The sequence below is a fragment of the Streptococcus respiraculi genome, assembly GCF_003595525.1.
Lineage (GTDB): Bacteria > Bacillota > Bacilli > Lactobacillales > Streptococcaceae > Streptococcus > Streptococcus respiraculi.
Map to the genome: position 1 here is coordinate 560,709 of NZ_CP022680.1, position 20,568 is coordinate 581,276.

Consider the following 20,568-nt stretch of genomic DNA (forward strand, 5'->3'; position numbering starts at 1 on the left):
CCTTTTTGAGTATACTAAAAAACGTATGGATTGCTCCATACGATTCGTTTGTCTATGTTATTTATCCGGCGTGAGAATCATCGGGATGATGATGGGCTCGCGTTCAGTCTTTTCATAGAGGAATGGTCTGAGCGCATTGACAATGGCTCCGTTGACCGATTGGATGTTTGCATCCTTGTTTTTGAGCGCAATGCGGATAGCATTGAACAAGATGCGTTGGCTTTCGCGAATGAGGTCGCCTGATTCGCGCATGTAGATGAAGCCTCGGCTAAGGATATCTGGTCCTGCAAGAATCATTTGTGATTGGAAATCAACGGTTGCAACAGCAAGTACCACGCCGTCTTCTGATAAGTCTCTGCGGTCTTTGAGGACCGCAGCTCCGATTTCTCCGATACGGTTTCCGTCCACATAGATGTCTTGAGCATTGAAATGACCTGCTAGACGGGCGCTGTCTCTGGTAAGAGCAAGAACGTCTCCATTTTCCATGATGAAAATGTTATCTTTAGGAATACCGGTATCCATAGCGAGTTGGGCATGGATTTTTTGCATACGGTATTCACCATGGACAGGCATGAAGAATTTTGGCTTAATCAATCGGAGCATGAGTTTTTGTTCCTGTTGTCCACCGTGTCCAGAAGTATGGATATTGTTGATTTTGCCATGGATCACCTCTACACCAGCTTCAATCAAGATATTGATTAGCTTGTTGACACCGGTTGTATTTCCTGGGATTGGGCTAGATGAGAAGATGACTGTATCACCAGGTTGCAACTGCACTTGGCGGTGAGTACCATGTGCAATACGAGAAAGGGCGGCCATTGGCTCTCCTTGGCTTCCTGTACAGAGAATCATAATCTCGCTAGCAGGGTATTCCTTAATCTCGTTTGGCTCGATAAAGGTATTTTTAGGAACTTTGATGTAGCCTAGTTCAATCCCGTTGACAATGGCTTTTTCCATGGAGCGTCCAAATACGGCAATTTTTCGTCCAGTTTTGACAGCAGCATCGGCAGCTTGTTGGAGGCGGAAGATGTTAGAGGCAAAAGACGCAAAGATAATCCGTCCATGAATGCCTTCAATCAATTTCATAATTGATTGGCCAACTACTTTTTCTGAATTGGTAAAGGTTGGTACTTCAGCATTGGTCGAGTCAGACAGTAAGCAAAGGACCCCTTCTTCTCCAAGGGCGGCCATGCGGTGTAAATCAGCTGGCTCTCCTACAGGTGTAAAGTCAAACTTGAAGTCTCCTGTACAGACAATTTTTCCTTGAGGGGTATCGATGACGATACCAAGTGGCTCTGGAATCGAGTGGGTTGTACGGAAGAAGCTGACTTTTAATTGCTTGAAGGTCAACTCGGTATTGTGGTTGATTTCGTGGAGGGTAGCATCGCGTAAGAGGCCGTGTTCTTCCAATTTGCCACGAATGAGGGCAAGGGCAAGCGGTCCAGCATAGATTGGGATATTAGCTTGCTTAAGGAGAAACGGAATGCCTCCGATGTGATCTTCGTGACCGTGGGTAATGACTAGACCTTTGACGCGGTCAATGTTATCCACGATGTAAGAATAGTCTGGGATGACGTAGTCAATACCGAGCAAATCGTCTTCTGGGAATTTAATCCCTGCATCAACGATAATAATCTCGTCTTGGTATTCGATTCCGTAGGTATTTTTACCGATTTCTCCCAAACCACCAATGGCGAATACGCCGACTTCTTGTGATTTTAGATTAACTGACATGGGTTAAAACTCCGTAATGCTAAAATCTGCGTGAGTTTTTTCGTACTCAAGATGGTTTTCAGACAAGAGTTCGATAAATTCAATGTTGTAAGCAGTATGCTCTTCTACCAATTGGCGAGCGATGATGCGACCTTCTAATTCATCTTTGGCATCAATATCAAGATAGAGAGCGCGTGTTTGTTCACGGCGTGGGGTAGAATCTTTTGTTTCTTGGTAAAATACTTTATAAATCATATGTTTCCTTTCATTGATGACAAGTCTATGGCAAATGGTTCGGACTATAAAAAAGTAAGAGTGTAAGCGAACTGCTCAAACTCCGATTTTTTTGTAAGGTGTAGGCTACTTTTAATGCCGTCCGAACAGACTAGGCTACCACGAAGATAGTCTTGTCACTTTGTATGTAATTTTCTAGAGTTGTCATTTTTTGATGTGATTTTTCTATTATTATATCATAAAAGGGGCTTTTGGTAAAAGGAATTGGCAGGAAAATGAAAAATCAATCGCCTTTCAGGCTGTTTTCAAGGAGAGAGATTGTCTAGAATTGAAAAAAAGGGCAAGATAGCTTACAATAGAAGAGACGAAAATCATGTAAAGAGAGTAAAGAATGAAAGTATTAGCGCTTGATACGTCCAATCAAGCCTTGGCAGTGGCCTTGGTGGAAAATGGACGTTTGCAGACAGAAATGACCCTTGCAGTCAAGAAAAATCATAGTATCAGTTTAATGCCGACAATCGACTTTTTGATGCAGTCTGTAGGTTGGCAGCCGTCTGATGTGGAGCGCATTGTGGTAGCGCAGGGACCAGGATCTTACACAGGCTTGCGGATTGGGGTTGCGACAGCTAAAACCTTGGCCTATACGTTGGGGGTTGACTTGGTAGGGATTTCGAGCTTGCAGGTCTTGGTGCCAAAAGAGCTAGATGGAGTAGTAGTGCCAGTTATCGATGCTAGACGCAATCATGTCTATGCAGGATTTTATGAAAATGGGCAGGCGGTCAAAGCCGATGTCTATCTTTCTTTTGAAGTTTTGCTAGAAGAAGTGAAAAGCTATGAACATGTGACCTTTGTGGGCGAAGTAGAGGCTTTCATTGAACAGATAAAAGAAGTCTTGCCGAAAGCTCACTATCAAGCGACTTTACCGTCTGCGTATCGTCTTGCCTTGGACGGAGAAATTGAGCCAGCCAGCGAAGTGATGACCTTTGAACCACGCTATCTCAAGCGGGTTGAGGCAGAGGAAAATTGGCTCAAGGAGCACAAGGAACAAAATAAAGAAAGCTATATCCAGCGCCTATGATTGAGGTTGAAGAATATCAAGGGCAGGAAGAACTAGCGCCAGCCCTCTATGAAATCTTGGTAGATGTCTATACCATCTCTCCTTGGACGAAAGAGCAGTTAGCAGCAGATATTAAGCGATCAGAAGTTGTCTATTATCTGGCAAAAGAGGGACAGAAGCTTCTTGGCTTTCTAGCTGTCCAAGAGATTGTAGATGAGTTGGAAATCTTGCAGATTGCCGTGAAAAAAGACGCCCAAGGTCAGGGCATTGCGGGGCGTTTGCTAGATTGTATCGAGTCTTTTGATGGTGCTGTATTTTTAGAGGTCAGGGCTTCCAATCAGCGTGCGAAAGGCTTATATGAGCGCTATGGATTTGAAGAAATTGGCAGGCGTAAGGGCTATTACCATGGGCCGATAGAAGATGCCATTGTGATGAAAAGAGAGAAAAATGAACGATAGATATATCCTTGCGATTGAGACCTCTTGTGATGAGACCTCGGTTGCCGTATTAAAAAATGATGCAGAGCTCTTGTCCAATGTGATTGCTAGTCAAATTGAGAGCCACAAGCGTTTCGGTGGGGTAGTTCCTGAAGTGGCTAGCCGTCACCATGTTGAAGTGATCACAGTCTGCATTGAAGAAGCCTTGCAGGAGGCAGGGCTTGAAGCGCATGACCTGACGGCGGTTGCGGTGACTTATGGACCGGGCTTAGTCGGAGCGCTCCTAGTGGGCTTATCAGCCGCAAAAGCCTTTGCGTGGGCAAATGGTCTGCCCCTCATTCCTGTCAACCACATGGCAGGGCACCTAATGGCAGCACGACAAATCAAGGAATTAGAATACCCCTTACTGGCTTTATTAGTGTCGGGGGGGCATACGGAATTGGTCTATGTGGCAGGTCCAGGAGACTACAAGATTGTCGGTGAAACGCGTGATGATGCAGTCGGTGAGGCCTATGATAAGGTCGGTCGGGTCATGGGACTTCCCTATCCAGCGGGTCGTGTCATTGATGAACTCGCACATCAGGGAGCAGATGTCTATGGCTTTCCGCGTGCCATGATCAAAGAGGACAATCTGGAATTTTCGTTTTCAGGCTTGAAATCTGCCTTTATCAACCTCTATCACAATGCTGAGCAACGAGGGGAAACCTTGTCCAATGAAGACTTGTCCGCTTCTTTTCAAGCTTGTGTCCTTGATATCTTAATGGTAAAGACTAAGAAGGCGCTTGAAAAATATCCTGTCAAGACCTTGGTGGTTGCAGGGGGAGTAGCTGCTAATCAGGGCTTGCGCGAGCGTTTAAATCAGGAAATAACCGATGTTGAGGTCATTATCCCACCCTTGCGCCTCTGCGGTGATAATGCAGGCATGATTGCCTTAGCTGCGGTCAGCGAATGGAACAAGAACAACCTAGCGTCTCTGGATTTGAATGCCAAGCCGAGTCTGGCTTTTGATTTCTTGTAGGATTGCTTATAGTAACTGGAGAGCCGAGAGGTTCTTTTTTTAATGTTTCAACTGGCAGATCTGATTTTTCTGAAAATAACTTGAAAAGGTTGACGATAGACGGTTTGTGGCTTATACTAGAAAAAATGATCGGAGCTTGGAAAGGAGAACGGTGTGGAACAATCATTGGTGAGAGAAGGGGCGATTGCTGCGATTCCAACGGTCTTGGGCTATGCGAGTATCGGGCTAGCTTGTGGGATTGTTTCGGTTAATTCAGGCATTTCGCCTTTGGAAATGGGCTTGATGAGTTTGTTGGTCTATGCAGGAAGTGCGCAATTTGTGATGTGTGCCATGATTTTAGCAGGTGCACCTTTGATGTCCATCGCGGCGACAATCTTTTTTGTTAACCTGCGTCATTTTCTATTGAGCTTGCATACAGCGACCATATTTCAAAAAAATTCTTTGGGTTCTAATTTTTTTATCGGGTCTTTTTTGACAGATGAATCCTACGGTGTTTTGCTGCGCAAGCATTTGGAGGATGCAGATGTATCGCCTGACTGGATGTATGGTAATAATCTAGCTAGCTATACTGCATGGGTATTGTTTACCATTTTAGGCAATCTTATCGGCAGCTTCATTCCAAATCCGGAAGGGCTAGGGCTTGATTTTGCATTGGTAGCAATGTTTGTAGGAATTTTTGCAGGTCAGCTAGAAGCAATGGCTAGACAGCTTCCTTTAAAAAAGATTGGTTGGATTTTACTGAGTGTATTTTGGGCTTATATGGGGTTAGTTCTGATTACCTCTTCTTATATTGCGGTTCTTGTAGCGACCCTAGTCGGCTGTTTTGTGGGGGTGATGGTAGATGATTGATCGGTATGTATTCGTGGCTATTCTCATTGCGTTAGTAGTGACCTGGGTGCCTAGGGTCTTGCCCTTTGTCTTGACCAAAGGAAAATCCCTGCCACCTCTTACCTTGCGTTTTTTACGTTTTCTGCCTCTTTCTATTATCTTTGCCTTGACCTTATCAAGTATAGTGGATGAAAGAGTGGGACATTTTCCACGCTTTCTGCCGATTGAAACAATAGCGTTGTTACCGACCTTTTTCGTCGTTTTAAAAACAAAGAATATTTTGCTCGCTGTGGTAGTGGGGGTAGCAGTTACGGCGATTTTACGCCTTATTTCAGGATTCTAACATACTAAAAAGTTCGAGGGAAACATCTCGAACTTTTGTGTTTTTATTTCAAACGGAAGGTCTTGGGTGCTTTTTTGAGGAGGATCAGATAGCCGATGCCGACATAGAGGCTGATACCGATAGACAGGCCTAGGATATACAGTGGACTTGCGATTTTTAGTTGGGTATTGAGATAGGCCAGCCAATAGAGGGCTCCGCTGAGAATACGATAGAGAGGGTTGACAATGTCCATGTCCTTGGTGAAAGGCTGGAGAATGTAGTAGATAAAGAGGTCGTGGAAAGAAAATAGGAAGGTGATGCTGAGCATGAGATAAGCAGTCAAAAGAGTCAGCTGCCACGAATATTGGAAATGGCCCATGAGCATGATGATGAGAAATAGAGCAGAGGCAAAAATGCTGTTAAATTTTAGTGTTTGGATAAAGCGATAGTTAAAGCCAGCTAAAATCGTCTTAGGCTCTCGATAAAATGGATAATGGAGCATAGAGATGTCGCAATTGACAAAGACCATTTGGGTGATTGTCTTGCCGAGAGAGCCTGCATACATGATCATGAGGGTAAAGGGAAGGAGGGCAATCAATCCTTCCTCGGGTAACTTGAAAGGTTCGTGTGCAAAGAATGCAATCGTCGCAAATAGAGTAGGAACGATGAGTAAGAAAGCCAGTCGTTTTTTTAATCCTTTTGCAAGTATGGTGTGGTAGCGCTGGAAAAGCAGAGCATTAAGGTAGTTCATACCAGTCAGATGAGACAGGTCTTTTTGCTTGTCCAAGCTCAATTTTTCCTGCATTTTGAGTCCCTGACGGGTATATTCGTTTCCTTGGGTCATCTGGAAGATTTTCTTGTCGAATGCAAGAGATTCTTCCATGCGGAAGTTGAGGAATTCCGTTACCCTGTCAAAGGCGAGAACAGAGCGCAGGCTGATGATGAGCAGAGGGAGTTGAACAATCAGTAGTGCTAGTAAAAAGTAGCTGTTTAGCGCATCTCGTGTGAAAAAAGCAAGGATTGCACAGGTAAGCCCTGGTGCGATAAGTGCCCAATTTTGCCAAGACCAATTTTTTACCACAATCTTGCGATTAAAGAGCCAAAAATTACAAGCATAGCTAGCTAATTGGGCAGTTGGAAGAGTGAAGATACCAACCGGGAGAATCAGCCATTGATGTGCTAGACCGCTCAAGACCATCAAGGCAGGAAGATAGGCTAGGCTATGGATAAAAGGTTCTACCAACAATTGACTTTGCAAAAAGAGCCTTTGGGAAAGTTTAAAATTCACCATAAACTCGCGATTTGACTGAAAAATGACAGATTCAAAACCTCTCAAGAAGCGAGCGATTAGCCCTGTCATGCAAAGCCAAATCGCAAAGCCAAGCAAGAAGCTCTGGGGCTGCAGTGGTAGGGATAATGGCTCAGCCCCTGTTGCAAGATTGATAGCGATATGGGCTATCCCCACATAGAGCGTCAGCCAAATGAACTTGGCAAGAAAGCGCATGGGAATGTTTAGAATGGTGAAAATATAAAAGAGAATTTTTTTGAATGAGTAGGAGCGATAGACTGTTTCAGGAATAGTTGAGCCTAGCAAGGGGATTTTTCGAAGGTAGTAGAGCAATCCATTGACCTGCTTGCTGAGGTTAAAGGTTTCCTGATACCAGCTGTAACGTAGAATGTCTTTCATATGTCTACCTCTTATTTATCTGCTAATAAGTTGACCACCTCTTGCTCAAAATCCGCATCGTGTAGGCGATCGGTTGGTACAGCCTGTAATGTATGATGGTGTAAAAGAACAATCTCGTCACAGAGGTCTTGAGCCAGTTGGAGGATATGGGTTGAAAAGATGATGACGGAATCTTTTTTAGCCTCGCGAATGAGTTGTTTGAACTCATGGGCGGCAACAGGGTCAAAAGAGGTCAGAGGTTCATCGAGTAAGAGCACAGCTGGTTGCACAATCAGCGAAAGGAGGAGTTGTACCTTGTTTTGCATACCGTGGGAGAAATCCTTGAGCAAGCGGTGTTGGTCTTCTTCGTCAATGCCAACGAGTGTCAGCCAGTCTTTGGGACCGCGGTGGTGGCGGAGCTTGTTCTTGTGGATATCCATGTAAAAACGGACAAATTCAAAGGCTGTCATAAAGGCAGGCAGTTGCGGATAGGTCTGGGTAAAGCCGATATCGGTCGAATCATAATCGCGTAGTTGCCCCTCTTCTTCAAACTGAATGCTGCCTTGTTCAAGGACAAGATTTCGAGCAATACAGTTAAAAAGAGTGGTTTTTCCTGCGCCGTTTCTGCCCAGCAGTCCATAAATCTTTCCCTGTTCAAAGGTGAAAGAGGCATCTTGTAGGATAACTTTTTGGTCAAATTGTTTGGAGATAGAGTTGAGAACGAGTTTTGTCATGAGAAATCTCCTTCTTTGTGTTTTTGTTCTATATCTATCATACAATAAAATACAAAAAAATTCAAGGGCTTCCTTGAATTTTATGAAAACGGTATCGGCTGTATCCCTGCAACCCAGCCAGTGCAGAGGCAGTAGGTGATGTTGAAGCCTCCTGTATGGGCATTGATGTCAAGCACCTCACCCGCAAAGTGAAGCCCTGAGACTTTCTTGCTCTCGAGAGTCTTGGGATTGATTTCCTTGAGGTCGACTCCACCCTTGGTCACAAAGGACTTGGCTAGTGACATCTTGCCTGTAATGGGAATCGGTAGCGCCTTGATTGTAGCTATCAGTTGGTCCCTTTCTTTTTTAGACAGTTGTTTGACTTTGAGGGGATAAGACTTCGCAAAGAACTCTGCCAAGCGTTCGGGCATCAGGCTTTTTAGGACATTTTTGAGGGTTTTTTCTCGTTCGTCCTCTAAGAGGGTAGCCAATTCTTCCTTATTCATCTGCGGTAGTACATCGAGATAGGCCGTTTCTCCACCCTTGACGAAGCTCGATAGCCGTAGGGCGGCAGGGCCAGAAAGCCCAAAATGCGTGAACAAGAGATCGTGGGTGATAACGTGTTTGTCGTAGAAGAGAGTGACATCGCCTAGCGAAATGCCTTGAAGCGCCTTGTGGGGGAAATCAGTCAGAAGCGGACTTTCCGCTGCTTCGATGTCGGTTACAGCAAGCTTGAAATGGCGGGCAATGTCATGGCCAAATCCAGTAGAGCCTGTTGAGGGATAGGATTTTCCGCCTGTTGTGACAATGACTTTGGGGCTTGTGAAGAGCTGGTCTGTGGTCTTAATCTGAAACGTGTCATCGGTTTTTTTGACGGAGAGAACTTCTGTCCCTGTTTGAATGTCAACACCCAAATCCAACATTTTCATCTCAAGCGCCTTGATAATGGTCTGGGAACGGTCTGTCGTTGGAAAGACTCGACCGTGGTCTTCGACTTTTAGCTTGACGCCGTTGTCTTTAAAGAAATGGATGATATCGTGGTTGTCAAATTGTGAAAAGACACTGTAGAGAAACCGTCCGTTTCCAGGAATCCCTGCAAGCAAGTCCTCAAGTGTGCCATTGTTGGTTACATTGCAGCGACCGCCACCTGTTCCCGCTAATTTCTTGCCAAGCCTGCGATTTTTTTCCAGAAGCAGAGTGGACTGACCATAGAAACTTGCTGCTATCGCAGCCATCATGCCAGCAGGTCCTGCGCCAATAATAATCGTATCAAAATGTGTCATATCCATTCCTTTTTTCTTGTTCATTCTATTCTATCTTTTTATTGTATCACAAAAGCAGATTGGCGGGTATCAGAATAGTAGGAAAATTTGACAGGACTTGTTACCTTACAATAGATGTGAGACCTGAGTACAAAAAAGAAGAAACCTGATATGATAAAAGTAACCACACTTCTCATAAAGGAATCTTCTCATGACTAGTATACCACAAAACCTTCGTTATTTGCCACATACGCTCGACACACGTTACCACGCGGTGAAAACGTATCGTGGTGGGGCTTCTGTCGCCTTCATCTGCAGGCGGTATAAGGTCTCAAAAGCCTCTCTCATGCGCTGGAATAAGCGATTTGACGGAACCAAGGACTCTCTCAAAGATAAGTCCCACAGACCACACAAAACTCACCCCAAAGCTCATACTGAGCAAGAAATCAGGTGGATTAAAAACTGTATCCGCAGAAATCCAAATGCAACCCTCATCGAGATTTTCTACAAGCTAAGAGCCAACAAGGGATACGACAGACACCCTTGCTCTCTCTTTCGGGTCTTGAGAAAAATGGGATTCTTCAAGGCGGTTGAAACCAAGAAAGAGGCCTATGTTCCTAAACCCTATGATACACCCACGAAATTAGGAATCAAGTGGCAAATGGACGTGAAGTACGTCCCTAAGCACTGTTACACTGGCACGATGCCTGAAAAATTTTACCAGTACACTGTCATTGACGAAGCAAGCAGAGAGCGATTTATCTATCCCTTCAAGGAACAGTCCTCTTACTCCACTGTCCAGTTTGTCAAAATGGCCATCAAACACTTTCGCTACAAGCCACAAATTATTCAGACCGACAATGGATTTGAGTTTACTCACTTCAAGGAAACCAAGCAGATTCACCCCTTGGATGTGCTTTGTAAAGAGCTGGGCATAGTGCACAAGCTCATTCGACCGCGAACACCTAGACACAACGGCAAAGTGGAACGCAGCCACAGAAACGATAACAGACGCTTTTACCAACACTTGCGATTCTACTCCTACGATGACCTCATCAGGCAGATGAAACGATACCTCTACACCTCTAACAGACTCCCCATGCAGAGCCTAGGTTGGAAATCCCCTATTGAAACAAGAAAATTTCTCCAAGGAGCTAGCTCCTTGGAGATAGAATAGCATATCATGGTTTCTAAAAATAATAGTTTGGTCTCACATCATTGACAAAGGTACAAATAGTAGGAAAATTTGACAGGACTAGGTGGTTGTGGTAAGATTTTAATGATACAAACAAGAAAAAATCAAGCAACTGAGGATAATATGGGAATTGAAAAGACAGTCAGCGAATTAGCAGAGATTTTAGGAGTGAGTCGTCAGGCGATGAACAACCGTGTCAAGTCTCTTCCAGAAGAGTTCGTTGAGAAAAATGAAAAGGGTGTAACGGTTGTCAATCGTGCAGGCCTCGTCAAGTTAGAAGAGATTTACAAGACGACGATTTTTGAAGATGAGCCGATTAGTGAAGAAGTCAAGCAACGTGAGCTGATGGAAATCTTGGTGGATGAAAAAAATGATGAAATCAGTCGCTTGTATAAGCAGCTCGAGGTCAAAGACAAGCAGATTGCGGAAAAAGATGAGCAGTTGCGGGTCAAGGATATTCAGATTTCTGAAAAAGACAAGCAGCTGGATCAACAGCAACAACTGACCTTAAAAGCCATGGCTGACAAGGATGTCTTGAAGTTGGAATTGGAAGAAGCAAAGGCACATGCGCAGGAAAAAACAAAAGGCTTCTTTGCACGATTATTTGGACGATAAGGAGTTTGGGACGAGAAAATGTCTCAGACTTTTTCTTTTTTGTTGGGAACAGCCCAATTGTTCTTGCTGAGCGGGGGAGATAAATTGGGCTCAAAGAAGCTAGAACTTTAAAATGAAAAGGGTTACAATAAAAACAAGGAGGACGACATGATTGATAACCGTACCATTGCTATCTTAATGGAATTGTTTGCCAATCAAGAGATGAGCCTGTATGAATTGAGTATTCAGACAGGGATTGAAAAAGAACAGTTATTGGCAAGCCTTGAGCAAGTCAATCACGTATTAGAGGCCCATGCTTTTGAGGTGATTCAGGAGCAAGACGGAGTTTATCACGTACCTGATTCCTTGCTAGAAGAAAGTTATCATATTTTTGAATTGTTTCGCAATCGGCAAATTTATTTGTCGCAGGAGGAGCGGCTTGTTCTCATCTATCTTTATACCTTTATTCGGAAGGATTTTATTTCCAATGTGCATTATCAAGAACTCTTGAGTGTCAGTAGGAATACCACACTTTCGGATATTAAAAATGTAAAGGAAATGTGCTTGCGATTTGGTGTTTCATTTGACTATACCAGAGCGCGTGGTTATCACTTAAATGGTCGTGAGGAAGACAAACATCGCCTAGCCTTGTATGCCATTAGTGATTGCTTACAGGCCTCGATTGGCTTGTGGGCCTTGGATTACATTCTAAGAGCTTGGCAGGAAGACAATGCGATTGATGTATTGAAAAAGACTAGTCAGCAGGCCTGTCAATTTTACCAAGTTTCGGCCTTAGAAGATCGTTTGGATGAATACTTGTACTTTTTACAGTTCCTTGCTATTCGCCAGGCTAGGGTTCAGTTGGAAATTGATTGGCCGGCGACAACAACTCTTGGATTTATTCAAGAATTTGTAGAGCAACTCTGGGGAATCCTTCAAACCAAAAAGAAGGCGGATTATACCTTGTCAGAGAAATGGTTGGCCTATTTAGCCCATTTGTTACAGGGGTGCCTTGAGGGAGATTTAGAGCAAAAAGAAGGTTTGTTTCATCAGTTGACCGTTGCGATTGTGGAGGAAATGGAGCGACTGTCTCTGATTGAATTTGATAATCGTTTGGAAATGATTGAGGGCCTACAGCGCCACTTGATTCCTGCTTATTATCGCTTGACCTCACAGTTGGTCAATGTCAACTCCTATACGGATGTGATTAAGGAAGAGCATAAGGACTTATTCCAATTAGTGCAAAAAGCCTTAGCACCTTTAGAAGCTCATCTCGGTTTTGCCATTCCAGACAGTGAAGTATCCTACTTTGTCATTCACTTTGGTGGCTACATTGAGGCAAAAAAAGAGCGTTCGTTTCGCTACCGTGCCTTGGTGGTCTGCCCTAACGGGGTCAGCTCATCCTTGATTGTCAAAGAAAATCTCCGCCAGCTGTTTCCAAATATTTCTTTTGCGGATACGCATTCGCTCAAGGAATTTGAAGAAAGCCGTAGCGAAGAGTACGATATGATTTTTGCGACGATTAAGCTGGAGACCCAATTACCTTTCTTTTTAGTTCCTCAGTTGATGACAAATAGCCAAAAGAAAGATTTATTCCAGTTGGTGAGTGAACAATTTCCAAATGCCGGTTATTTCCCGATTGAAATTGAACAATTACTAGCAGTGATTGGCAAGTACGCGACGATTCATCGTGAGCAGTCCTTGAAATACGAGTTGGTTCAGTTTATGAATCAGCAATCTTATGAACGAAGGAGACGAAGTCCTATGTTAGGCGAACTTATTACGAAAGAGACCTTCCAACGCTCTAGCGAGAGTCTGAATTGGAAAGAAGCGATTGCTTTAGCCGCTCAGCCTTTAGTAGCAAATGGTTCGGTGGAAGAACGATATATTGATGCCATGATTGGCAAGGTGACAGAGTTTGGTCCCTTTATTGATTTAGGAAAAGGCGTAGCCATTCCTCATGCGCGTCCAGAAGACGGGGTCAATCAAATTGGGATGTCCATGCTAGCTTTGGAAAATCCAGTCTATCTCCTTGATGATCCAGCGCATGAAATTCGTCTGTTTATCTGCATTGCAGCAATTGATAACCAGACACACTTAAAGGCACTTTCAGGTTTAACAGCCATTTTACGAAAGGAAGAAAATATTCAACAACTCATCAATGCCAAGAGCTTTGATGATATCGCAGACTTAATAAAGGAGGTTAACTAATATGTTACGAATCGGTACTGCATGTGGTTCAGGATTGGGGTCAAGTTTCATGGTGCAAATGAACATTGAGTCAATCTTGAGAGATTTAGGCGTTTCAGATGTAAACGTTGAGCATTATGACTTGGGTGGTGCAAATCCAAGTGAAGCTGATGTATGGATTGTAGCTCGTGACTTGGCAGATTCTGCAACACACTTGGGTGATGTCCGTGTCTTAAATAGTATTATTGACATGGATGAACTCAAAGAACTCGTTACAGCAATTTGTCAGGAAAAAGGCTTAATTTAATGAAAAAGTGAAGCGGCTTAGTTACCGCTTCTAAGGGAGGATATGATTATGTTTTTAAATTTTTTAATTGATATTGCAAAGACGCCTTCAATTTTGGTTGCGTTGATTGCAATTTTAGGATTGGCTCTTCAAAAGAAGCCAGCAGCTGATTTGATTAAAGGTGGCTTGAAAACCTTTGTTGGGTTCATTGTTGTTGGTGGTGGTGCCAATATTATCATTAGCTCACTTGAGCCATTCAGTAAAATGTTTGAACAAGCCTTTCATTTGACAGGGGTTGTTCCAAATAACGAAGCAGTCGTAGCGGTTGCCTTGACAGAATATGGTACAGCGACTTCGCTAATCATGTTACTCGGTATGATTTTCAATATCGCAATTGCCCGCTTTACTCGCTTTAAATACATCTTCTTGACAGGTCACCATACGCTTTACATGGCGTGTATGATTGCGGTTATTCTCTCTGTGGCAGGATTTACCTCTGCTGGTTTGATTGTCATGGGTGGATTGGCTCTTGCCTTAATCATGACTTTGTCTCCAGCCTTTGTACAAAAATACATGGTTCAATTGACTGGCAATGATAAGGTGGCGCTTGGTCACTTTGGTTCACTTGGTTACTGGCTCAGCGGATTTATCGGTGGTCTTGTAGGGGACAAATCAACTTCAACTGAAGATATTAAATTCCCTAAAGGTTTAGCATTCTTGCGTGATAGTACCGTAAGTATCGCTATTTCAATGTCTGTTATTTATATGATTGTAGCCTTCTTTGCAGGTGGCGACTACATTAAAGAAAATCTTAGCAATGGAACAAATAGCATGGTGTATGCTCTTACCCTTGGTGGTACATTTGCAGCAGGTGTCTTTGTTATCTTGGCAGGTGTACGCTTAATCTTGGCAGAAATCGTTCCAGCCTTCAAAGGAATTTCAGAAAAATTGGTACCAAATTCAAAACCAGCCTTGGACTGCCCAATCGTGTATCCATACGCACCAAATGCTGTATTGATTGGTTTTATCTCTAGTTTTGTTGGTGGTATCGTGAGCATGTTCATCTTGATTGCAACAGGTGGCGTGGTTATCTTGCCAGGTGTTGTGCCTCACTTCTTCTGTGGTGCGACTGCAGGGGTTATGGGAAATGCCTCAGGTGGTGTTCGTGGTGCTGTTATTGGTTCATTTGTTCATGGTATGCTCATTAGCTTCCTTCCAGTCTTCTTGCTTCCAGTTCTAGGAAATCTTGGATTTGCTGGTTCAACATTCTCTGATGCAGACTTTGGTCTATCAGGAATCTTCCTTGGTCTTCTAGCAGATCATGGTGGTGTTATGACTGTTTCAATCGGTATCTTTGCAATCTTGGCATTGATGGTTGGTTTATCAGTTGTCAAGAAAGATCAGAAAGAAGGATAAAATATGACAAATAGGCTAGAAGAGTTGACACACTTTGCAAAAGAAATTAGATACCATACCTTGACAACCTTGAATCAACTTGGATTTGGTCACTATGGTGGAAGTTTGTCAATTGTTGAAGTTTTAGCCGCTCTATATGGTGAGGTTCTGGATGTAACTATCCAGAATTTCGCTTCTAAGGAGCGTGATCACTTTGTCCTTTCAAAAGGGCATGCAGGACCAGCCTTGTATAGTACCTTGTACTTGAAAGGTTTCTTTGACCATGATTTTCTCTGGTCGTTGAATCGCAACGGAACACGTTTGCCGTCTCATCCTGATCGGAACTTGACACCTGGGGTGGATATGACAACAGGTTCTCTTGGTCAAGGAATGAGTGTTGCGACAGGAATTGCCTACGGTAAACAAATTACGAATTCGCCTCACTATACCTATGCCTTAGTAGGAGATGGAGAATTGAATGAAGGTCAGTGTTGGGAAGCTGCTCAATTCGCAGCACACCAAGAGTTATCTCACTTGATTCTTTTTGTAGATGATAATAAGAAACAATTAGATGGTCCTACTGCAGAAATTTGCCAAACCTTTGATTTTGTAGAAAAATTTGCCTCCTTTGGTTGGGAAGCCGTTCGGGTAGATGGTTCTAGTATCGAAGCGATTCTTGATGCGATTCAAGTGATGAAAGACAGTCGTTCTTCTCATCCAAAATGTATTGTACTTGATACTGTCAAGGGACAAGGAATTGATTTCCTTGAAACGATGGCAAGTAACCACCATTTACGACTATCTGGTCAATTGGTGGATGATTTAGAAGCTGCTGCACAGGCGTTAGCAAGTGAATTGGAGGTCACAGAATGAGACAAACAACAGAAATGCGTTTGGTATATAGCGACTTCCTCGCTGAAGTCGGTAAGGTTAATCAAGAAATTGCAGCCTTAGAAGCCGATTTATCAAGCTCAATGTCGACAAGTAAATTGCCGTCTATCCTTGGTGGACGTTATGTCAACGTTGGAATTATGGAGCAAGAAATGGTTGGGGTAGCAGCAGGGATGTCTATTTTAGGCTACAAACCTTATTTGCATACATTTGGTCCATTTGCCAGCCGCCGTGTCTTTGACCAAGTATTCTTATCACTAGGCTATGCTCAATTAAATGCGACAGTGATTGGTTCAGATGCGGGTGTATCAGCTGAAATGAATGGTGGCACACACATGCCATTTGAAGATCTTGGCTTGATGCGCTTGATTCCAAAAGCACGGATTTATGAAGTCAGTGATGATATACAGTTTCGAGCAGTCTTGGATGAGACCTTGGAAACAGATGGTATGAAGTATATTCGAACCATTCGTAAAGCTCCAACAGCTATTTATCAAGGTGGCGAAGACTTTAGCAAGGGCTATTGTGTCTTGCGCGAAGGAGTAGCTGCGACAATTGTCGCAAGTGGAATCATGGTGGAGCAGGCTTTGAAAGCAGCAGATTGCTTGGCAGAAGAAGGCATTGCGGTGCAAGTCATTGACCTCTTTCGAATGAAGCCAATCCATGAAGAGGTTCTGGGGCTGCTTGCAGGAAAGCCAGTGATTACTGCAGAAAACCACAATCGTGTGGGTGGTCTTGGTAGTGCTGTTTGTGAATTAGCAAGTACCAGTCCAAATACTCCAGTTTACCGCGTCGGTGTCGATGAATCCTTTGGTCAAGTTGGTCAACAAGCCTACCTCATGGATGTCTATGGTCTGACTGCAGAGCACATCGTAGCTCAGGTCAAGTCAGCACTAGCTTAGACAAAAGAGCTTGGGATAAACCAGGATGAGCGCGGAGCGCTCGCCCACAAAAGCATGTAATCTGAAAGATTACGTATAAAAAGTCTGATTAGAAAAGTAAAAAGCGAACAAAGGAAGAGTTAACATCTTAAAACTCTCTTTGTTCGTTTTTTGTATACATTTTAGTAGAAGAGACGATATGAAATGATAGATTTCTAACGTGAAACTCTTTTTATCCCAAGCTTGTTTTATATGAAAAAACTTAGTAATACTCTCCTTGGCGGTAGTCCCATGAGTTGAAGTGGTCAGACAGGTGCATCATGATTTTATCAATATCAAGACCTTTACGAATGACGACAGGGCATGGAGAAATCGAACGGCTGTCCTTTCCTTGCTCTGGGATGAGTTTGCCATCAGCGTCTACCATAGAGACCATGACCCCTTGCTCATAACGGGTTTCAATGGTCTTGTCAGGCTGGATAGAGGCTACATAATCATCTGCTTCGATGACAAGATCGACTTTTGTTTCGATACGCTCACCAATTCCTTCGACCTTCCCACGGTTTCCTTTACCAGAAGGGTTCGCAGAAGAAGCGTAGACCATACGACCTTCTTTTTCCCACATTGCTTTGGCAATTTGCTCTCCGGCAACACCAAATTTAATGACAAAGCAGGAAGTCCCACGACTATCTGTCATCAATTCTTCACGACCATCGCCGTAGGATTTGAGTTTTGCATAGGCCTCTTCACGCCAAGGAAGAATGCAGCCGAGCAAAATATCTTCGTCCCAATGCTTTTGGTAGAAGGCTTCAATCTCGGGAGTCATTTGCGCTAATTCACGGAGTTCTTCCATACTGCCACATAGGACGACCCCAGGCTTATTGCGTTTGCGTTCTTTAGCGTCAAATTTTCGTTCCAAACCAGCCTTATCAGCGGTCATGATAATATAGCCAACCTTGGTAGGGCAGACAATCACGCCACCCTCTCCTTTGATAATGTCAAGTCCTTCTTGTGACAATTGTCCGTCCCAATGGATTTGTTTCGTCATACGTTCAATCTCCTTGTCTAAATTTTCAGATAATTCAATTATATCAGAATTTTTGTGAAAATCAAGCCTGTTTTCAAGATCAAAAAATGAGAAATCGGTATTGCTTGAACAGAATGATAGACTTTGGTATACAAGTAGTAAAGTAATGAGGAAAGTCATCTAAAAATTCAATTCATGAAAATTTCAAAAAAATATTCTTGCCTTTTTGCATTTTTTCGTTATACTAGTAAGTAACTCAATCGCCTGTTTGGTTCCTTTCTGTAGGAAAGAATAAATCAGATGGATGATACAAAACAAATACCGGTTGACGTCTCATAGGAGGATTTGACTCCAACTGTGAGAAAGACGGAACTCTGGAGAGACCGTAATGGCGCCGAAGGGGCAAGGTGATGTGTTAGCACGTCACTCAAACTCTCAGGCAAAAGGACAGAGCATAGGAACGCGGAAGAGAACTTTCCCCTAGGCTAGTTGGTAAAATGACTGCTGATGATACAAAAAATCGCAGCATCATTCTCATTATGGTTGAAACAGAGTTTGACAGTTGTGGTCAGACTCTTTTGTTTGTCATAGATTAGAATATGGAGGAGATAGGATGGTAGAAATCTTACAGCGTGTCAATAGTTTGGTCTGGGGAGCCCCTTTACTGATGTTGTTGGTGGGAACAGGAGCTTATTTTACCTTTCGGTTAGGACTTTTTCAGGTCAGAAAACTGCCGCGAGCTTTTGGACTTATCGTAGCAGATGATCGGAGTGGTCAGGGAGATGTGTCTAGTTTTGCAGCCCTTTGTACGGCTCTTGCAGCAACGGTCGGAACAGGAAACATTGTCGGAGTAGCAACTGCCATTAAGACGGGTGGTCCAGGAGCTCTCTTTTGGATGTGGGTTGCAGCCTTTTTTGGAATGGCAACCAAGTATGCAGAAGGCTTTTTGGCAATTAAATATCGGACAAAAGATGCCAACGGTCAGGTAGCCGGAGGTCCCATGCACTACATCACACTTGGTATGGGGAAAAAATGGAAGCCTTTGGCTGTCTTCTTTGCGATTTCAGGCGTTCTAGTGGCTTTTCTTGGGATTGGCACCTTTGCACAGGTCAATTCGATTACTTCTTCCTTGGAAAATAGCTTTGCCTTTTCTCCTCAGATTGTGAGTATCATTTTGGCAGTCATTGTAGCAGTCATTATTTTTGGTGGAATTGAGTCTATTTCCAGTGTCTCAACTAAGGTAGTTCCTTTTATGGCTCTCTTATATATTGTAGCAACAGTGGCTCTACTAGCTGTGAACGCCAATCAATTATTACCTACCCTTGGCTTAGTCGTGAAAAGTGCCTTTACACCAAGTGCGGCTCTAGGTGGTTTTGCAGGAGCTAGCGTGCGTGCAGCAATCCAAAATGGGATTGCCCGAGGCGTTTTTTCAAATGAATCAGGGCTTGGTTCAGCTCCAATTGCAGCAGCGGCAGCCAAGTCCAATCAGCCAGTCGAACAGGGCTTGATTTCCATGATTGGAACCTTTATTGATACCATTATTATCTGTAGCTTGACTGGCTTGTCTATTTTGGTAACAAGCCAGTGGACAGTAGCAGGATTAGAAGGTGCGCCGTTGACACAGGCAGCTTTTGCAACCTTTTTTGGTACTCCAGGATCCCTTGCTCTAACTTTTAGCTTGGTTCTCTTTGCCTTTACAACCATTTTAGGGTGGAGTTACTATGGAGAACGCTGTTTTGAATTTCTCTTTGGGACACGGTTTATCTTGCTCTATCGTATCATCTTTATTGCCATGGTCGCTTTGGGTGGATTTCTCCAATTGGAAGTGATTTGGGTTATCGCTGATATTGTTAATGGCTTAATGGCTCTGCCGAATTTAATTGCTCTACTAGCTTTATCGCCAATCATTATTCGTGAAACAAGAAAATATTTTAAGGAACTATAACTCAGAAAAGTTTGTTGTTCGATCAAGAAATGGCTGACTTGTCTATGGTATAATAACAGATAGAAAGGAGGGCGTAATGTCATTTTTTGCAAAATATCTAGCCCAATTTGATCTAGAAACTCTTGTCATGGAGCTGGTTAGTAAGCTCCTATCGCTCATTCTTCTTGTTCTTGTTTTTTATATCATTAAGAAAATAGTCACTATTTCTGTCAGAAAGCTCATTTTATCTTCTATTCGCGTATCAACGCAGGAGGTGGGACGACAAAAAACCATTGCTCGTCTTTTGGAGAGTGGCTTGAACTACCTTTTGTACTTTCTCTTATTATATTCTGTCTTGACGATTCTAGGACTGCCAGTTTCTAGTTTATTGGCTGGGGCAGGAATTGCAGGGGTTGCTATTGGGATGGGAGCTCAGGGCTTTTTATCTGACTTGGTCAATGGTTTCTTTATTCTGCTTGAACGCCAATTTGATGTGGGAGATGTGGTTGGCTTGACGAATGGCTCTATTAAAATAAAGGGTACAGTTGTCAGCGTAGGCATACGGACAACTCAGGTTCGAGATGGAGATGGTACGCTGCATTTCATCCCAAATCGCAATATTTTGGTGGTGAGCAATCAATCGCGAGGCGATATGCGTGTTCAGGTAGATGTTCCGCTGAGTCTGACGACTGATTTGGATAAGGTTTGGCAGGTTATCGAGCGTGTCAATCAAAAGGAATTAGCTTCCCAAACTGCAATTAAAGGAGCAAAAATGGTTGGTCCTCAGACACTCGAAAATGGCTCTTTTGTTTTTCGTGTCCAATTTTTTGTGATCAGTGGGCAGCAAAGTCAGATTTATCAGCATTTTTATATGGTCTATCACCAAGCCCTACTTGCAGAAGGCATTAATCTTTATGTGTAAAGAAAGGACAAAA

The 20,568-nt window shown here is 43.3% G+C and carries 20 protein-coding genes and 1 riboswitch; of the genes, 14 read left to right on the forward strand and 6 right to left on the reverse strand.

Annotation, left to right across the window (positions count from 1 at the left end):
• Positions 1 to 57 precede the first annotated feature (57 nt).
• Positions 58 to 1,734 carry a ribonuclease J1 gene (gene rnjA / locus CHF41_RS02860; protein ID WP_119875899.1) on the reverse strand — a complete coding sequence of 559 codons (1,677 nt, stop codon included), beginning with the start codon at positions 1,732 to 1,734 and terminating at the stop codon, positions 58 to 60.
• 3 nt (positions 1,735 to 1,737) lie between these two features.
• Complete coding sequence (locus CHF41_RS02865) at positions 1,738 to 1,968, reverse strand: DNA-directed RNA polymerase subunit epsilon (protein ID WP_119875900.1); 231 nt, start codon at positions 1,966 to 1,968, stop codon at positions 1,738 to 1,740.
• Between the two features lie 370 nt (positions 1,969 to 2,338).
• Between CHF41_RS02865 and tsaB the strand changes: the two genes are divergently transcribed.
• From tsaB to CHF41_RS02890, 5 genes are all read left to right on the forward strand, one after another.
• Positions 2,339 to 3,025 (forward strand): tRNA (adenosine(37)-N6)-threonylcarbamoyltransferase complex dimerization subunit type 1 TsaB, encoded by a 687-nt coding sequence (gene tsaB, locus CHF41_RS02870; protein WP_119875901.1) that lies wholly within the window; start codon positions 2,339 to 2,341, stop codon positions 3,023 to 3,025.
• Positions 3,022 to 3,462, forward strand: a complete 441-nt coding sequence (gene rimI / locus CHF41_RS02875) for a ribosomal protein S18-alanine N-acetyltransferase (RefSeq protein WP_119875902.1) — start codon at positions 3,022 to 3,024, stop codon at positions 3,460 to 3,462. The genes tsaB and rimI overlap by 4 nt, the downstream gene beginning before the upstream one ends.
• On the forward strand, positions 3,452 to 4,459 hold the full coding sequence (gene tsaD, locus CHF41_RS02880; protein ID WP_119875903.1) for a tRNA (adenosine(37)-N6)-threonylcarbamoyltransferase complex transferase subunit TsaD: 1,008 nt from the start codon (positions 3,452 to 3,454) through the stop codon (positions 4,457 to 4,459). Before rimI ends, tsaD begins: the two co-directional genes overlap by 11 nt.
• Positions 4,460 to 4,612: 153 nt before the next feature.
• Positions 4,613 to 5,308, forward strand: coding sequence for an AzlC family ABC transporter permease (locus CHF41_RS02885; protein ID WP_119875904.1), 696 nt, complete (start codon positions 4,613 to 4,615; stop codon positions 5,306 to 5,308).
• Positions 5,301 to 5,630, forward strand: coding sequence for an AzlD domain-containing protein (locus CHF41_RS02890; protein ID WP_119875905.1), 330 nt, complete (start codon positions 5,301 to 5,303; stop codon positions 5,628 to 5,630). Before CHF41_RS02885 ends, CHF41_RS02890 begins: the two co-directional genes overlap by 8 nt.
• A 43-nt stretch (positions 5,631 to 5,673) precedes the next feature.
• On the opposite strand, the gene CHF41_RS02895 is transcribed toward CHF41_RS02890, so the two are convergent.
• The 3 genes from CHF41_RS02895 to aao form a co-directional block, all read right to left on the reverse strand.
• Positions 5,674 to 7,296, reverse strand: coding sequence for a hypothetical protein (locus CHF41_RS02895; protein ID WP_119875906.1), 1,623 nt, complete (start codon positions 7,294 to 7,296; stop codon positions 5,674 to 5,676).
• An 11-nt stretch (positions 7,297 to 7,307) separates the two neighbouring features.
• On the reverse strand, positions 7,308 to 8,009 hold the full coding sequence (locus tag CHF41_RS02900) for an ABC transporter ATP-binding protein (protein ID WP_119875907.1): 702 nt from the start codon (positions 8,007 to 8,009) through the stop codon (positions 7,308 to 7,310).
• Positions 8,010 to 8,089: 80 nt separating this feature from the next.
• Positions 8,090 to 9,271 (reverse strand): aminoacetone oxidase, encoded by a 1,182-nt coding sequence (aao, locus tag CHF41_RS02905; RefSeq protein WP_119875908.1) that lies wholly within the window; start codon positions 9,269 to 9,271, stop codon positions 8,090 to 8,092.
• A gap of 190 nt (positions 9,272 to 9,461) precedes the next feature.
• On the opposite strand from aao, the gene CHF41_RS02910 reads away from it, so the two are divergent.
• The 7 genes from CHF41_RS02910 to CHF41_RS02940 all read left to right on the forward strand — a co-directional run bounded on the left by CHF41_RS02910 (position 9,462) and on the right by CHF41_RS02940 (position 16,703).
• Positions 9,462 to 10,427 (forward strand): DDE-type integrase/transposase/recombinase, encoded by a 966-nt coding sequence (locus CHF41_RS02910; protein ID WP_119875892.1) that lies wholly within the window; start codon positions 9,462 to 9,464, stop codon positions 10,425 to 10,427.
• 141 nt (positions 10,428 to 10,568) lie between these two features.
• The gene (locus CHF41_RS02915; RefSeq protein ID WP_075105344.1) at positions 10,569 to 11,060 is read left to right on the forward strand and encodes a DUF536 domain-containing protein; all 492 of its coding nucleotides are present in this window, start codon (positions 10,569 to 10,571) and stop codon (positions 11,058 to 11,060) included.
• A 147-nt stretch (positions 11,061 to 11,207) separates the two neighbouring features.
• Positions 11,208 to 13,250, forward strand: a complete 2,043-nt coding sequence (locus tag CHF41_RS02920; protein ID WP_119875909.1) for a BglG family transcription antiterminator — start codon at positions 11,208 to 11,210, stop codon at positions 13,248 to 13,250.
• 1 nt (position 13,251) lies between these two features.
• A complete protein-coding gene (locus tag CHF41_RS02925; protein ID WP_067087875.1) occupies positions 13,252 to 13,536 on the forward strand; it encodes a PTS sugar transporter subunit IIB in 285 nt (94 codons plus the stop codon).
• 48 nt (positions 13,537 to 13,584) lie between these two features.
• Complete coding sequence (locus CHF41_RS02930; RefSeq protein ID WP_119875910.1) at positions 13,585 to 14,931, forward strand: PTS ascorbate transporter subunit IIC; 1,347 nt, start codon at positions 13,585 to 13,587, stop codon at positions 14,929 to 14,931.
• A 3-nt stretch (positions 14,932 to 14,934) separates the two neighbouring features.
• On the forward strand, positions 14,935 to 15,783 hold the full coding sequence (locus CHF41_RS02935) for a transketolase (RefSeq protein ID WP_119875911.1): 849 nt from the start codon (positions 14,935 to 14,937) through the stop codon (positions 15,781 to 15,783).
• Positions 15,780 to 16,703, forward strand: a complete 924-nt coding sequence (locus tag CHF41_RS02940) for a transketolase family protein (protein WP_119875912.1) — start codon at positions 15,780 to 15,782, stop codon at positions 16,701 to 16,703. The genes CHF41_RS02935 and CHF41_RS02940 overlap by 4 nt, the downstream gene beginning before the upstream one ends.
• A 241-nt stretch (positions 16,704 to 16,944) precedes the next feature.
• Here CHF41_RS02940 and CHF41_RS02945 read toward each other — a convergent pair whose 3' ends face one another.
• Entirely contained in the window at positions 16,945 to 17,730 is a 786-nt protein-coding gene (locus CHF41_RS02945; RefSeq protein WP_119875913.1) for an L-threonylcarbamoyladenylate synthase, read from the reverse strand.
• A gap of 343 nt (positions 17,731 to 18,073) precedes the next feature.
• A riboswitch (glycine riboswitch) is annotated at positions 18,074 to 18,170 on the forward strand.
• 152 nt (positions 18,171 to 18,322) lie between these two features.
• On the opposite strand from CHF41_RS02945, the gene CHF41_RS02950 reads away from it, so the two are divergent.
• Both CHF41_RS02950 and CHF41_RS02955 read left to right on the forward strand, forming a co-directional pair.
• Positions 18,323 to 19,654, forward strand: coding sequence for an alanine/glycine:cation symporter family protein (locus CHF41_RS02950; protein ID WP_119875914.1), 1,332 nt, complete (start codon positions 18,323 to 18,325; stop codon positions 19,652 to 19,654).
• A 76-nt stretch (positions 19,655 to 19,730) separates the two neighbouring features.
• A complete protein-coding gene (locus tag CHF41_RS02955; protein WP_119875915.1) occupies positions 19,731 to 20,555 on the forward strand; it encodes a mechanosensitive ion channel family protein in 825 nt (274 codons plus the stop codon).
• Positions 20,556 to 20,568 lie beyond the last annotated feature (13 nt).

Coding starts and splice junctions, on each gene's coding strand:
- rnjA (WP_119875899.1), bottom strand. CDS start 1,734: ATGTCAGTTAATCTAAAATCACAAGAAGTCGGCGTATTCGCCATTGGT.
- CHF41_RS02865 (WP_119875900.1), bottom strand. CDS start 1,968: ATGATTTATAAAGTATTTTACCAAGAAACAAAAGATTCTACCCCACGC.
- tsaB (WP_119875901.1), top strand. CDS start 2,339: ATGAAAGTATTAGCGCTTGATACGTCCAATCAAGCCTTGGCAGTGGCC.
- rimI (WP_119875902.1), top strand. CDS start 3,022: ATGATTGAGGTTGAAGAATATCAAGGGCAGGAAGAACTAGCGCCAGCC.
- tsaD (WP_119875903.1), top strand. CDS start 3,452: ATGAACGATAGATATATCCTTGCGATTGAGACCTCTTGTGATGAGACC.
- CHF41_RS02890 (WP_119875905.1), top strand. CDS start 5,301: ATGATTGATCGGTATGTATTCGTGGCTATTCTCATTGCGTTAGTAGTG.
- CHF41_RS02895 (WP_119875906.1), bottom strand. CDS start 7,296: ATGAAAGACATTCTACGTTACAGCTGGTATCAGGAAACCTTTAACCTC.
- CHF41_RS02900 (WP_119875907.1), bottom strand. CDS start 8,009: ATGACAAAACTCGTTCTCAACTCTATCTCCAAACAATTTGACCAAAAA.
- aao (WP_119875908.1), bottom strand. CDS start 9,271: ATGACACATTTTGATACGATTATTATTGGCGCAGGACCTGCTGGCATG.
- CHF41_RS02910 (WP_119875892.1), top strand. CDS start 9,462: ATGACTAGTATACCACAAAACCTTCGTTATTTGCCACATACGCTCGAC.
- CHF41_RS02915 (WP_075105344.1), top strand. CDS start 10,569: ATGGGAATTGAAAAGACAGTCAGCGAATTAGCAGAGATTTTAGGAGTG.
- CHF41_RS02920 (WP_119875909.1), top strand. CDS start 11,208: ATGATTGATAACCGTACCATTGCTATCTTAATGGAATTGTTTGCCAAT.
- CHF41_RS02925 (WP_067087875.1), top strand. CDS start 13,252: ATGTTACGAATCGGTACTGCATGTGGTTCAGGATTGGGGTCAAGTTTC.
- CHF41_RS02930 (WP_119875910.1), top strand. CDS start 13,585: ATGTTTTTAAATTTTTTAATTGATATTGCAAAGACGCCTTCAATTTTG.
- CHF41_RS02935 (WP_119875911.1), top strand. CDS start 14,935: ATGACAAATAGGCTAGAAGAGTTGACACACTTTGCAAAAGAAATTAGA.
- CHF41_RS02940 (WP_119875912.1), top strand. CDS start 15,780: ATGAGACAAACAACAGAAATGCGTTTGGTATATAGCGACTTCCTCGCT.
- CHF41_RS02945 (WP_119875913.1), bottom strand. CDS start 17,730: ATGACGAAACAAATCCATTGGGACGGACAATTGTCACAAGAAGGACTT.
- CHF41_RS02950 (WP_119875914.1), top strand. CDS start 18,323: ATGGTAGAAATCTTACAGCGTGTCAATAGTTTGGTCTGGGGAGCCCCT.
- CHF41_RS02955 (WP_119875915.1), top strand. CDS start 19,731: ATGTCATTTTTTGCAAAATATCTAGCCCAATTTGATCTAGAAACTCTT.